This is a genomic window from Gluconobacter cerinus, assembly GCF_002723935.1.
Classification (GTDB): Bacteria; Pseudomonadota; Alphaproteobacteria; order Acetobacterales; family Acetobacteraceae; genus Gluconobacter; species Gluconobacter cerinus.
The window spans coordinates 491873-506206 of record NZ_BEWM01000002.1; the positions used below are offsets into that span (position 1 = coordinate 491873).

Sequence of the window (14334 nt, forward strand, 5' to 3'; positions counted from 1 at the left end):
CGATCTGGCATGAACCCCGTTATTGCAGCGCCCTGGCTGGTGTCAGTGGCGTGGAAAGATAGGTTCTTCCTGGGGCGGAAGGGCAACTGAGGTCAAGACTGATGCTGAATTCCAAGGTTATTCATGTGAACGGCGTGTTTCTGGGCACGGCCATCATGAATCGTGGGATGGATACTCTCCGGTTCTACGCAACGCATGAAAGTGTGCGCGCACTCCACAACACCTGCATGCCGGATCTTCTGGCTCTGTACTGTCAGGTCAGACGCCTGTTCAACAACAGTCGCCTGACATTTCAGCCAGCCTAAATATCTTCAGGTCCCACAGAACGTATTGCGGACATGCTCGTTCGAGGCTGGTGGCAGATCGAGCCCGTCATCGGCGTCCTCGAACGGGCGAGCGAGGGCTGCGGCGAGCTGGTAGAAGAGGGTATAATCCCCAGTTAGTGCAGATTTGATGGCTGCTTCAATCCGGTGATTGCGGGGAATAATTCGGGGATTGCTTGCCTGCATGAGCGCAAAACGCTCGTCAGCCGTTTGATCTTCCGTATCCAGTCTTTCTTTCCAGCTTTGTAGCCACGAAGTGGCAGCTTCCCTGTCTTTGAACTGAGCCAGAAAACCTGTGGTGTCGTCTGTGCGGGCCACGGTGTTCAGGTGCCGGAACGTGAGCGTAAAGTCCGCCTCGTCACGATGCATCATGGTTAAAAGACGGGAGATAAGGGTCGTATCCGTCCGACCTTCCGAGAACAGGCCGAGCTTTCGACGCCATCCGGAAAGATAAGCTTCCCCGAAAATGCTATCGAAACGGCTCAGCGTGTCTGTCGCAAGGCTGACTGCGTGATCAGTATCAGCATCAATGCATGGCAAAAGTGCTTCTGCCAGGCGACCTAAATTCCAGAGCGCCATATCCGGCTGTTGCCCGTAGGCATACCGGCCATTCTGATCAATGAAGCTAAAGACTTTTCCGGGGTCGTAGCTATCAAGGAAGGCGCAGGGGCCAAAGTCGATCGTTTCTCCCGCAATGGACATGTTGTCGGTGTTCATGACGCCATGAATAAATCCGACCAGCATCCATTGGGCAATCAGCCGAGCTTGGCGGTCAACGACGGCATTTAAAAGCGCCAAGGCCCGGTTTGGGCTGTCTGCTAGCTCAGGATAGAGCCGTTCAATGACATGATCTACGAGGAGCGTCAGGCCTTCTCGATCCTGGCGTGCAGCGAAGAACTGGAATGTCCCGACCCTGACGTGCGTAGAGGCGACCCGTGCAATTACGCCCCCCGGCATAAGCGTCTCTCGAACGACGTTCTCACCTGTCGTGAGGGCTGCAAGCGCACGTGTTGTGGGAATGCCGAGTGCGGCCATGGCTTCGCTGACCAGGTATTCCCGTAAAACAGGCCCCAAAGCCGCATGGCCGTCTCCCCGACGGGAAAATGGCGTAGGGCCTGATCCCTTGAGGTGCAGATCCCACACTTTGTCCTGTCTGTCCGTCAGTTCTCCGACCAGCATTGCGCGGCCGTCCCCGAGCGAAGGAACAAAATGCCCGAATTGATGCCCGGCATAGGCCATAGCAACGGGTGGCGCTCCGTCAGGGCGCTGACCCTGACTCAGGAAGGCAAGGCCATCTTTTTGGCAAAGCCAGTGAGTATCGAGCCCGAGACGTGTGGCGAGCGGTTCGTTCAGGGCAACCAGTTGCGGATTACGAAAGGGACGAGGGGCCAATGCGCTCGAAAAGCGCTCGGGCAGGGAGGCATAATGCCGGGAGATCTGCATGCAACATCCTTGTGTGCCCGTGTGACAGAGCTTCGAGAGATAGGTTTCCTGATTGGGAAAGAAAAGAAATCAAGAAATTTTCCGGTCACTCATTGTTCGGAAAACATGGGCATCCGGATGCAAAGATGTGAGGTCACAACAGTTCAACCAACAGTTGTTGGCTTTATCTTTATGTAAACCTAAGCAGATTCGAGCCGGGAGTGACTGTATTTTGTAAAGATTTTTCCATTCGCGAAGACAGGGGGAGGTGACGGAAAAGACAGTATTCTCTATTCATGAAATATGAACGGGCATTTCTGCCTTTGATGCCGCCTGTGCGGGACCACAGCATAGAGGACGTTTCGTGGATCAAACCCAGCGCGTGTCTGGCCCCGGAAGGGACGTAAGCCCGGCAGTCATCCGACTATATGCCGCTTTGGCTGCAGCCCGGTTTCATGGGCTTGAACTCGATATCCGAGATTTTGCTGCGGAGCCTGGGGAGAACACACCGTCTCCCGCATCTCTTGCGCGCTGGCTGAACGAACAGGGCGCGGTTGCCAAGGGAATGCGTCTGAAGTGGCGCTATCTTTTGCGTCTGCAGAACTCTCCTCCTGTTGTTCTGATGTTCAAGGACGGCTCGGCCGGCCTCATGGTGGCGACAAACCCTGAAAAAGGCGTTGTCTGGCTCCGTGATCCGATGGGAGGGGATGGCGACACGCCCATCCCGGTAGATGAACTCCGTCTGTCGCAGGTTTGGACAGGCGATGTGCTTCTCGTAAAGCGTCGTCGTGATGAATCCGAGGCTGATGCGCGGTTTGATCTGCTCTGGTTTGCCAAGATGGCAATGCGAGAGAAGAAGATCCTTCGGGACATTGCCTTCGCATCCATGATCCTGAGTATTCTTCAGATCTTCCCGGCTCTGATTGTCATGCAGGTGTTGGATCGCGTCGTAAATTACCATTCCATGGCGACGCTGGTCTCGTTGTCGTCTTTTGTGCTGATTCTGACGTTCTACGAAATTCTTCTGACGTATGCGCGGCGGGAACTGTCTCTTGTTCTTTCGTCCCGGCTGGACGCAAGAATTTCGTTGCACGCTTTCAATCGTCTGCTTGCCCTGCCGCTGGAATTCTATGAACGCGAGCAGACGGGTGAAATTCTGGGCCGCTTTGTTGCGGTCTTCAAAGTCCGTGACTTTCTCACCGGCCAGTTGATGTCCACAATGCTGGACCTCTTTACACTGGTTGTGATTCTTCCGGTTCTTTTCCTGCTGAGTTCGACACTAGCCTGGCTGACGCTCGCATCCGCAGGTTGTATCGGCCTGATCGTGGTTCTTTTCCTCCCCGCTGTGACGCGCGTTATGGGGCGGCAGATCCGCGCTGAAATGAATCGTGGCTCGACCCTCTATGAGACGGTCGCTGGTATTCGAACCGTCAAGACCCTTGCGCTGGAATCGACCCGTCGCGAAGAGTGGGATCAGAAAACAGCTGATGTGGTTCGCTGGAAGCTGGCAGCGGGACGTATGTCCAACTGGCCGCAGACGCTGGTCATGCCGTTTGATGCGTTCATCAACCGTGGTGTGATTCTTGTTGGTGCGTATCTTGTGCTGACCAATGCAAGCAACATGCAGGCCGGTTCGCTGGCAGGCTTCATGATGCTGGGTGGGCGTGTCGCAGCCCCTCTGGTGGGGCTGGCTAAGTTGATGGAAGCCATCAATGAAGTAACGGTCTCGCTGGTTGAGGCGGGTGCAGTGCTTAACCAGCCGACCGAAACGAAGGCTCTTACGACAGGAATGCGGCCCCGGATCAAGGGTGCCCTCTCCTTCATGGACGTCAACTTCTCCTATCCGGGCTCGACTACGAAGGCTCTGGATAATGTGGCGTTCGAAGTTCCTGCCGGCACCATGCTTGGGCTGGTGGGACGTTCAGGTTCGGGTAAATCGACCGTTACCCGTCTCTTGCAGGGTGTCAGTCGCAATTATACCGGGTATCTGCGTCTGGACGGTGTAGACCTGCGTGAAATCAATCTGACCCATCTGCGCCGTTCTTTCGGTGTGGTTCTGCAGGATAACTTCCTGTTCCGTGGAACAGTGCGTGATAACATCACAGCAGGTCGTCCTGGCCTGACGATTGACGATGTCGTTCGTGCTGCTCGCCTCGCGGGAGCAGAGGAATTTATCGAAAGAATGCCAGCCGGGTATGATACCTGGATTGAAGAAGGCTCCACCAATATCTCTGGTGGTCAGCGACAGAGACTGGCGATTGCCCGTGCTGTCATTTGTGATCCGAAACTGATGATTCTGGACGAAGCAACTTCGGCGCTCGATCCGGAATCCGAAGCGCTGGTGAATGCCAATCTTCAGCGGATTGGTAAGGGGCGCACGATGGTGATCGTTTCCCATCGCCTTTCTTCCCTTGTGAACTGCCATCAGATCGCTGTGATGGACAGAGGCAAGCTCATGGATATCGCACCGCATCATGTTCTTCTGGAACGCTGCGAAATCTATCGCACGCTCTGGATGCAGCAGAACCGTCATATGAATGCTTCGGCGTCTCCAGATGATGCAGACCAACTGGCCGAAGGAGAATAAGACATGAGCTCCTCCGACATGATCCCGAACAACGACCAGGCTCCTGAAGAGAATGGTAGTGAAAACTACACCAGCCATGTTCCGCGGACGGCAACAGATCCGTTTGCTCCACAGGGCATGCCTATTGCGCTGCTGGAGTTTCATTCTCCGACGGCTGGTCTGGTCAATCTGCCCGCCACGGCATCTGCGCGGTATACAATTTGGCTGATTGGAGGCCTGTTCCTCGCGTGTCTGGCAGGAATGGCTTTGTTTCCGCTCAATCGAATTGTCAGCACGACGGGACGTCTGGTTTCTACCCAGCCGACCATTGTTGTTCAGCCGCTGGAAACGTCGATTGTTCACTCGATTGATGTTCAGGTCGGCGATTTTGTGAAGAAAGGCCAGGTGCTCGCACATCTGGACCCGACCATCACGAAAGCTGACATGACCAATATGGCCGAGCAGCGAGATTCATATCAGGCTGAACTGGATCGTCTGAAAGCAGAAGCTGACGATCAGGATTACCATGTTGATACGTCAAACCCTGCATCTGTTCGGCAGGGTGCGGCTTTCCTGCGTCGTCGCAATGAATATCTCGCCCATATCCAGAATTACGATCAACAGATCGCTGGCTTGCAAAGCGATATGCAGGGATACCGTGCCAATGCAGCCATGTATGCCAGCAAGATGCGGGTCGCCGATGAAGTTCTGAAAATGCGGCAGCATGAGCAGGCGGATCAGGTTGGATCACGTCTCTCCACGCTTGCCGCGCAGAACGATATGATGGAAGCAGAGCGGGCCGAAATTTCTGCCCAGCAGAACGCCAATTCTGCCGAAAACAAGCTTGCAGCCATGCGGGCGGAACGCGACAGCTACATCGAGAACTGGAAGGCGCAGGTCTACACGACCTTGACCGAGACCCAGCATCATCTTGATGAATACAACAGCTCCTACGAGAAAGCCCGTCTGCGGCAGGACCTGATTCTGCTGAAGGCACCGGAAGATGGCGTTGTCCTTACGATTGCGAAGGCATCCATTGGCTCCGTGCTTCAGTCGGCTGGTCAGTTCATGACGCTTGTCCCCACGGGGTATGGCGTTGAGATGGAATCAGTGGTTCGCGCCTCTGACGCGGCCTTCATCAAAATCGGTGATCATGCTCTCGTAAAGTTTGCTGCATTTCCTTTCACCCAATATGGCGGTGCTGAGGCAACTGTGCGGGTTATCAGCGCAGACTCCTTCGATAAGTCCAGCGCTGGAGCGGGAGGTGATGCCAGTGCGGTTTCCGGTGGCGTCAGTGATGACGTCTATTACAGGGTCCGTCTCCGGATTGATCGTTACACGCTTCACGGGCAGCCAGATTTCTTCCATCCGGCACCTGGTGTTCCAACGACAGCTGATATCGACGTTGGAAAGCGGACCATTCTCCAATACCTCTTCAGTCGTCTGACCCCGACCCTGACAGAGGGTATGAGAGAGCCATAAGGCTGAGAAAACGCCCGGCCAGTCCGGGCGTTTTACATTTTTGCCGTACCCGAGTTGAGCAACATGACATTCAAGCGCCGCATTACGTCTCTCCTCTCTTCCAAAGGAAAGCTGGAGCAGGCGATCCATTTGATGGAGACGGGGGAAACCGTTCGTGGTTTCGCTCTGTTGAGCCGTATGGCGGCTCAAGGCGACATGGAGGCGTCCTTTCGCGTCGGGCGGGCCTATCTGGACGGAGCTGGTGTTCCCCCCAGCCTGGAAGAAGGTGCTCGCTGGATTCTGGGCGCTGCAGAAGCCGGTCATGTCGAAGCGACTTTTGTGCTGGCCACGCTTTATACCGTTGGTCTTCCCGAAGGCTTCGAAATTCGGGCACAAACGGCAGGACTGGATCTTTCTGCCCGTCCCGTCTCTGGAGAAAGGCACTCTGATTTTCATCAGGGCCGTCACTGGGCGCAGGTCGCCGCAGATGCGGGTTCGGCCGATGCTCAAGCTTTGCTGGGCTATATTCTCACGAATGGCCCGGAAGACCTGCGTGATCTTCCTCGGGCTCGTGCTTTGTACGAACAGTCTGCTGCAGCCGGATGCTCTCAGGGCCATCTGGGGCTGGCACTGGCTATTTTACATTCAGCAGAGACGGAGGATGCCCGGAAGATTGCTGCATCCCATTTGAAAGAGGCAACCAAGGGCGGCTTAGGCACTGCCTTCGACATTCTTGGTCGCATGAGTGAAGCCGGTGCAGGTGTTCCACAGGATATGGGGGCTGCGGCCCGCTATTACCGTCAGGCTGCTGAGCGTAATATCGTCGGCGCACAGGCACGTTACGGCCTGTTTCTGCTGGAGGGCGTTGGTGTTGAGCTGCACTATGGGCGTGCTGAAACCTGGTTGCGCCGTGCTGCCCTGAACGGAGATGCAGAGTCTGCTGCGCTCCTGGGGGACCTTTATGCCAAGGGCGGAGAGCTGCCACCTAATCTTATGGAGGCGGCGAGCTGGTATCGGCTGGCTGCAGAGCAGAAACACGGTGGGGCAGCACGCGCCCTTGGATTGCTTTACCTGACTGGGAATGGTGTCCACCGAGACCCTGATGTAGCGACGCACTGGTTTCGTGTGGCCTCAGAGTCCGGAGATCACCATGCCGATGCAGATTTCGGCAATCTGATTTTGACCGGCGCGTCTGCGACAGATGATCAGAAGCAGGCCCTGAAGGAACGTTTTGAGCGCGCTGCCGAAAAGGGTGATCTGGTTGGAGCCTTTAATCTGGGCGTATGCTTTGCGGAAGGGGTCGGCAGCACGCAGGATGCAGCGGAAGCAGCCCGCTGGATGCAGAAAGCCACAGACGGCGTTGTGAATGCGCAGTTCTGGTACGGGCGGATGTTGTTGGAAGGGCGCGGCGTTCAGCCTGACCCGACACAGGCAATGCATTGGATGGAAAAGGCCGCCGATGCGGGTATGGCTGAAGCTCAGGTCGCCGTTGCTCAGCTTTTGGTAACGGGGCAAATCAATGGTCGGCGTGACCATGCGCGGGCTCTAAGTCTTTACCAGGCAGCAGCAGACAGCGGAAATACAGACGCAATGTTCTCATTGGCTGCAATGTATGGCGGCGGTCATGACGTTGAAGAGAACCGGTCAGACGCACAAAAATGGTTTCGAAAGGCGGCCCAGCGGGGAAATGGCCTGGCGCAGCTGATGTTGGGCCGATATCTGGTGCGTGGCATTGCGGGTGTGACGGATCTCGTTGAGGGACGGAGCTGGCTGGAACGCGCCAAGGCTCAGGGCATTCAGGACGCGGAAGCCGAACTTATTAATCTCGATGATGCCCGCGCCGACGAGGACGATTGATTTTACGTGTCTTCTGACAAAGAGCGCCCGGATCTGACCGGTACGACCTCCCGCGCGGCTTTTGGTGGGTACGGTCACGAAGTTACAGATCAGGAGAGGGCAGAGTGGCGGGACGTCATGAACGCCCGGGCGCAGACGGCCTTCAGGCGTGGTCAGGAGGCAATGCAGACCGGGCGTTTGCAGGATGGCCTCTTCTGGCTTGAACGGGCCGAGCGCATGGCCCGTCAGAGCCCAAATGTGACGTGGGCTCTGGCGCTTGCTTATTTGCAGGTAGGCCGGGTCGCTGAATGTCTCATTCGTATGGAGCAGTTGTATTACGTCTTTGGACTGCGTGAGGCGGCCTTCCTGTCAGTCGTGTGTCTGGTCAGACAAAACCGGACAGAAGAAGCGGCGTCCCGGATGGGACAAACCCTGTCACGTTTCCACATCCTGCCAGAGCTTCGGGAGCTTGCGACGCAGCTTTCGATACAGAGCGGACTTGCGGGCTGGTGCACGGCGTCAAATGGGGGGTGGGTTGACGTTCAGTTGTCTGGAATCTGCCGCGTTCTGCTAGATGGTGTGGCCGTTGGGCGCGGGGTCAGTGGGCGCCACACTTTACCTGACGGGTGGCAGAAGGGCCGCCGTCTGGAAATTCGGTCAGGGCGAAAGCAGGTTCTGGGAAGTCCGATCGACATTCAGGCATTAACGCGCTGTGAGTCTCTTGTGCAGGCCACAGCCAGCGGTCTGGACGGTTGGATCTGGTATCCGGCCGAGCCTGATCATGTGCCGTCCCTTCGACTTTGGGACGGAGACGTCTTGCAGGTTCCGGCCCTGGCGACGAACGTGGATAGTGACGTTCCCCTCTCAAGGCCTCGTGTCTTTGCCATTCCAAGGAATGCGCTGCCAGCTGGGGATAACGGCCTTCTGATGGTCGAGGATGAACATGAGAGGCCGTTGTCCGGTGCCCCAGTTGATCCGATGATTGGACAGCTTCTGGAAGGAGATAATGATCTTCCAGCGCGCTTGTCCCCCACTCCGGTTGTGCCGTGGAACCATCGTCCGGCTTATGGTCGGGTGAGCCCCGGATGCACGATTGTCATTCCGGTCTATCGTGACAAAGCGGGGACGCTCGCCTGTCTGCAAAGTGTACTGAAAACCGTCCCTGCGGATGTTGATGTCATTGTGGTGGACGATGCCACACCAGAGCCTGCCTTGGCTGCGGCGTTGGATGATCTTGCTTTAAAAGGGCAGATTACTCTCCTTCGCCACGCCTGCAATCTTGGTTTCCCCACCTCCGCGAATGATGGAATGCGTGCGGGGTCTGGCCGGGATATTATTCTCCTGAACAGCGATACCATTGTGTTTCCGGGATGGGTCGAGCGTTTGCGCGCTCGTCTGACCACGACGGATGTTGGCACACTGACACCCTTTTCGAATGATGCCAGTATCCTGTCCTATCCGGCAGTTGACCAGACAAACAACGTTCCTGCCAGAGCTAAGGCTAGAGAGCTGGATCGTTTGTGCGCGCGTCAGTTTTCCGCGGATGCCGCCCAGATAGACCTTCCGACGGGCAATGGCTTTTGCATGGCCATTACGGCGGACTGTCTGGCTGAAACAGGCTTCTTTCGCGAAGATCTGTTTGGCCAGGGATACGGGGAGGAAAACGACTTCTGCCTGCGAGCGTCGGCTCTGGGTTTTCGTCATTTTCCTGCGCCTGATGTGTATGTCGCCCATGTGGGATCAGTGTCTTTCGGAAGCAGCCGCAAGGCGCTGATGGCGCGAAACCTCGATATTTTGAATGCCCTGCATCCCGGATATGACGCGGTAGTTGCTGCTTTTTTGAAGTCTGACCCGCTTTTGGAACTCCGCAGAACGCTGGATGTGGATCGTCTGGCGCAACGCCGAGGTAACCGGCCGTCAATTTTACTTATTCAACATGATGCTGGCGGTGGCGTAGGGCGTGCCGTTCATCACAGAGCAGTCGACTTTGAGCGGCGGGGCCTCTTGCCTCTCGGGTTGCGGCCGACGGAGCAGGGCTGCCTGTTAGAGTGTTTGTCGGACGAAACGGAGACTTTCCCCAATCTGAAATTCAAGCTGCCGGAAGAGCTTCCATTTCTTGTGGATGTCCTGTCTCGGCTTGGTGTGCAGAAAGTGGAGTGGCACCACCTTGTTGGTCATGCGCCCTGCATTCGGACGCTCCATCACGCGCTGAACGTTCCGTATGATATCTTCATTCATGATCATATCTGGTTCTGTCCCCGTATTTCGCTTCTCAATGGGGAGGGTCGATATTGCGGGGAACCGGATGTCGCTGGATGTGAAGCCTGTGTCTCACGCTGGGGAAGCTATCTTGGGGAAAATATCACCGTCCCCGAGTTGATAGAGCGATCTGACCGGGAGTTTCGTGGCGCAGAGCAACTACTAGTGCCGTCACGAGATACTGCACAGCGTCTGTCACGCCATTTTCCTGGTATGGATTTCCGTGTCACACCCCTGGAAGACGATGTCGCTCTACTGGCCAATCTGCCTGAAAAGACAATAATTGTGCCGGGTCGCCCATTGCGAATCTGTATTGTTGGTGGATTGAGTCAATGGAAAGGCTATGACGTTGTTCTGGAAATGGCCCATCATGTTGCAAGAATGCCCGTCCAGATCGAGTTGATACTTGTGGGACATACGCCAGATGATCAAGCTTTAATTGCAGCTGGCGTCCGAGTTACAGGAGAATACCGGGAGGACGAGGCTGTTAGCCTTGTTCAGAAGCAATATGCCGATATAGGCCTTATTCCCTCTATTGCGCCTGAAACCTGGTGCTATGCATTGGGGTTATTATGGAAAAGCGGCTTGCCTGTGGTGTGCTTCGATATCGGTGCGCAGTCAGAGCGCGTGAAACGTAGTGGTCGCGGGGGCGTCATGCCCTTGGGTATGCCTGTTGAGTTAATGCTGGCTTTTATTTTGCGTTGCTGGCGTCAGGGAAGTTGAGATGAACGGGTTTACGCTTCGACTGGAAAGAGTAAAATATAAAACAGGAACAGAGCAGATCATCCTTCCTGAAGACAGCTCATAGACTGGTCCTCCAGTTATGGAGTGTCTGGTGTAGCGCGGACCTGAAGATTTTTTTCCTCCCGATAGACGGGAACAAGTGGAGTAGGGAATGTCAAAGACGGCTGAAGCACCGACGCAGAATCGGGTCATTGACCTCAAGGCTGGTGCTCACATGATGGTGCTGGATGCAGGTATCTTCTGCATCTTCCATGCCGCCGGGCAACCTGCACCGGGTCCTGCCGGTCTGCCTGGCGTCCGTATCTCCCGCGCACCCGGGACGCCCGCTGGCATCGTAACAGTCAGCACCTTTGAGGAAGATGGCTGGATCGGTGCATCCAATGGTGCTGCTCTGGTCCGCGTGACGCGTGGCCCTGCTGCTGTTCTGGTGACGACGTATCAGGAGCCGAATAGCCAAGCCGAAGCTCCCAAAATTCAGGTCGCTCAGCTCGCCGGTCCTACGTCGACAGCTCCTGCCGCTGTTGCTGTGGCCGAATCTGCAGCGGCTCCTGCACCGGCAGCAGCGGGCGTGGCAGAGATTTCTGCCCATGTTCAGCGTCAAGGCGACGTCGCTGCTCCGATCGGGGAATGGATGGGCACGCCGGGCAGTCAGGCGTGGATCGAAGGTTTTGCCATCGCTCCGAAAACCAGTATTCCGACGTCCGACATCGAGTATCAGGCTGTTCTGGGTAAGGGATGGCTCTCCCCTTGGTCCGAAGGCGGTCAGTACTGTGGTTCCCGTGGAATGGCACTGCCAATTCTCGGACTGCGCGTGCGGTTGAAGGGTGAGTCAGCGCAGACGCATCATGTACGCCTGTCTTCCACGTTCACGGATGGCACACGTCTGGGCCCTGTAGACGGGACGGATGCACTTGAAGCAGACAGCCTTGCTCCGCTTGAGGCGTTCTTGCTTGAAATTATTCCGAATGATGCCGCCGAAGAGGCCCCAGTGAAGGCGCCGGCAAAGGCCGCTGCGAGCAAGGCCACAAAGACAACCAAGGCGCCTGCCAAACGCAAGGCAAGCTCTGCAGACTGAATTGAGTAGAGGGCTGTTCACTCCCCGGAGTGAGAACAGCCTCTACGGGCTCTTGCACATGACAAGGGTCGCTTCATACGGCACCTGAGGTCTTTTGTTATTTGACCTCTTAGGGGCTAGATCTTCTCCAGCAGCCGGGATTTGGTGTGCGCTTCCTTTTTGTTCATCAGAATTTTCCCGGCCAGTTCTTACATTTCGTGCGCCACCTGCATGAGCAGGGTGGCCATGAAATTGTTTTCATTTCCGAGGCAAATGCGGGTGAGGTGCCTGGAGTCAGGCGCGTCATCTATCGGGTGCCTCGTTTGCCATCCTCATCTACACATCCCCATCTCAGAGAATTTGAATACGGGATACTCCGAGCAGAAGCCGTTGCGACCGCTGCTAAAACTCTTAAGCAGTTAGGGTACGAGCCTGACATCATCATCGGGCATCACGGCTGGGGAGAGCTCCTGAACCTCGGGGATGTTTTTCCAGGGTGTCCAATACTCGGATATTTCGAGTTTTTCTATCACGCCGACCGGAACGATGTGGGGTTCGACCCTGAGTTTCCGTCCAGCCCGGACCTTGCGGCTGCGGTACGAATCAAGAATTCGATCAATCTACAAGCTCTTTCCCAGACCAATGGCTACGGCCAGACGCCAACACAGTTTCAGCGATCAACTTATCCGGCCTGGGCACAGGAGAAAATTTCGCTTCTTCGCGAAGGTGTAAACCTCGATCTTTGCAAGCCAGAGCCACAAGCTCGGAAGCGCAATCTCGTCATTAATGGCGTCAAGATCGGTCCAAGGGATGCTCTTATTACGTATGTCGCGCGTAATCTGGAGCCGTATCGCGGTTTTCACTCTGTAATGCGTGCCCTGCCTCGTATTTTTGCTGAACGTAAAGATGCTCATATCATCATGGTGGGCGGTGATCAGGTAAGCTATGGCGCTCCTCCGCCGGGGCGGGGAAGTTGGCGCGAGATCCTGCTCAAGGAGCTTGAGGGCCAACTGGACCTCAGCAGAATCCATTTTGTGGGCAAGGTTGCCTATGACGACTTCCGAGCTCTGTTGAAGCGCTCAGATGCGCATCTATATCTGACATATCCATTCGTTGCGTCCTGGTCCCTGAGAGAGGCTATGGCAACGGGCTGTCCGATTGTTGGAAGTGATACAGCACCTGTCAGCGAGTTTATCACAGATGGCCTAACAGGGCGGCTAGTACCGTTCCTTGAGCCGGATCGTATTGCGGATGTGGTTCTGGAACTGCTCGAAGACCGCAAGCAGGCGCGTCGTCTGGGGCAGGATGCGCGCCGCTATGCTGAAGCTGAGTTGTGTCTACAGGGTTACCTGAAGCGCTATGACGCTCTGGTGCAGGAAATCGTCAGCGGGCACCACCGCTGACGATACAGCCAGTTTCTTACTGACTGTGCCAGGATGCGTTACCCTTGTAATGCACCTCATACTCTTCAACGAAGTCATTGAAACGGGCTTGGTCATCTATCCGAAGCACGGGAAGCTGTGCCTTGAGTTCCAGGCTCTGGAAGAGCGCCCGGCTCACGGCACGATTCAGAACGCCTGGGCCGGTCTTGAAGGCAATGTAGAGGCCGGGATGACGGAACATGTTGGCCCAAGCGGTCATCAGGGCATTGGCAATGACTGGATGCGAGGCAGTCGCTCCAAAAAAATCATTGTGAAGGACGTAGTTGTCGGTGGTGAATAGCTGGCAAGTCGTTGGAATGGTGGCGAGAGCATTCCATTCTGCATCAGACTTGATGCGCAGGTCCGCATCAATCCACCAGCCGCCTTTTGCCAAAATGACGTGCAAGCGCAAAAGATCAGCGCCTTCTGCCGGGTGACGGACCTGCTGGAAAAGGTCGGATGCTTCCTTTCCGTAGTGGTCGTACAACCACTTGGTCGCTGTTTCCCGTGTGAAGATCGTAAAGCGATCTCCCAGCATGTTCTGATGGTATTCAATATTCTCGCTGATCTCTACGGGCGGGTTCGCGTCCCAGTACATGTAGAGGTGATGGGGTATTTGAGGCTGCGACTTTGGAAAGCCATCTTCACCGAAAGAGCGGATCCAGCGGAGAGCGATTTCAAGATAAAGGCGATCGATCTCTTCGCCTGAGTGAAACTCCTCGAAGCAGTTTCCGATCAGTTTCAGGCTTTCATCGAAATTATTTTCGCGCCAAGCCGCCCGAATTCCGCGAATATAATTCGCCTGCGGGAACGAATATTCTTCTAATTCAAGTATTTCTTCTTCAGGAAGCGCTTCACTGGCTTTGAGAAGGCATAGGAGCCGAACTTGTAGAAGTGATTGTGGTAAAGGATATTCTGTTTGGCTCTTGCTGTGCAGATCCAGGGCGCGTCTGTAGAAAAATGAAGCTTCTTTAACGTTGCTGTGGATATGGAGAATATTTGCGATGGCAAATGAATGCTCTACCGTATCTGCGCCATGTTTCTCGAAATATGCGAGGGCTTGTCCGTCACCTGCGAGGGTTGCCGCTGTGATGGACGGAGCATTATCGGATTCATGGTCAATATTCTGAGTCATCAATACCACTTGCGCGAATGTGTGAGCTAATCCGTAGCTTTGTCTCTTTGCAGATAGGACTACTCTGAAGCCAGGCGCAATAGGATCTTCAATTTGATTATATCTAAGACGTG

At 55.4% G+C, this 14334-nt stretch carries 9 protein-coding genes; 7 read left to right on the forward strand and 2 right to left on the reverse strand.

Annotated features, from left to right (window positions below; translation table 11 throughout):
* Positions 1 to 101 precede the first annotated feature (101 nt).
* Positions 102 to 305: a hypothetical protein gene (locus GCE01_RS06240; RefSeq protein WP_046900711.1), complete on the forward strand. Its 204-nt coding sequence runs from the start codon at positions 102 to 104 to the stop codon at positions 303 to 305.
* A 6-nt stretch (positions 306 to 311) separates the two neighbouring features.
* On the opposite strand, the gene GCE01_RS06245 is transcribed toward GCE01_RS06240, so the two are convergent.
* Positions 312 to 1766: a protein adenylyltransferase SelO gene (locus GCE01_RS06245; RefSeq protein ID WP_099211721.1), complete on the reverse strand. Its 1455-nt coding sequence runs from the start codon at positions 1764 to 1766 to the stop codon at positions 312 to 314.
* Positions 1767 to 2109: 343 nt separating this feature from the next.
* On the opposite strand from GCE01_RS06245, the gene GCE01_RS06250 reads away from it, so the two are divergent.
* The 6 genes from GCE01_RS06250 (at position 2110) to GCE01_RS06275 (ending at position 13068) form a co-directional block, all read left to right on the forward strand.
* On the forward strand, positions 2110 to 4332 hold the full coding sequence (locus GCE01_RS06250) for a peptidase domain-containing ABC transporter (RefSeq protein ID WP_369826507.1): 2223 nt from the start codon (positions 2110 to 2112) through the stop codon (positions 4330 to 4332).
* Between the two features lie 3 nt (positions 4333 to 4335).
* Positions 4336 to 5793 carry an HlyD family type I secretion periplasmic adaptor subunit gene (locus GCE01_RS06255; RefSeq protein WP_174694797.1) on the forward strand — a complete coding sequence of 486 codons (1458 nt, stop codon included), beginning with the start codon at positions 4336 to 4338 and terminating at the stop codon, positions 5791 to 5793.
* Between the two features lie 63 nt (positions 5794 to 5856).
* On the forward strand, positions 5857 to 7629 hold the full coding sequence (locus GCE01_RS06260; RefSeq protein ID WP_099211723.1) for a tetratricopeptide repeat protein: 1773 nt from the start codon (positions 5857 to 5859) through the stop codon (positions 7627 to 7629).
* Between the two features lie 6 nt (positions 7630 to 7635).
* Positions 7636 to 10590, forward strand: a complete 2955-nt coding sequence (locus GCE01_RS06265) for a glycosyltransferase (protein ID WP_099211725.1) — start codon at positions 7636 to 7638, stop codon at positions 10588 to 10590.
* 172 nt (positions 10591 to 10762) lie between these two features.
* A complete protein-coding gene (locus GCE01_RS06270) occupies positions 10763 to 11686 on the forward strand; it encodes a hypothetical protein (RefSeq protein WP_099211726.1) in 924 nt (307 codons plus the stop codon).
* A 146-nt stretch (positions 11687 to 11832) separates the two neighbouring features.
* Positions 11833 to 13068 carry a glycosyltransferase family 4 protein gene (locus GCE01_RS06275; protein WP_099211728.1) on the forward strand — a complete coding sequence of 412 codons (1236 nt, stop codon included), beginning with the start codon at positions 11833 to 11835 and terminating at the stop codon, positions 13066 to 13068.
* A gap of 16 nt (positions 13069 to 13084) precedes the next feature.
* Here the strand turns inward: GCE01_RS06275 and GCE01_RS06280 are convergent, their stop codons facing one another.
* Complete coding sequence (locus GCE01_RS06280) at positions 13085 to 14221, reverse strand: glycosyltransferase family 32 protein (protein ID WP_099211730.1); 1137 nt, start codon at positions 14219 to 14221, stop codon at positions 13085 to 13087.
* Positions 14222 to 14334 lie beyond the last annotated feature (113 nt).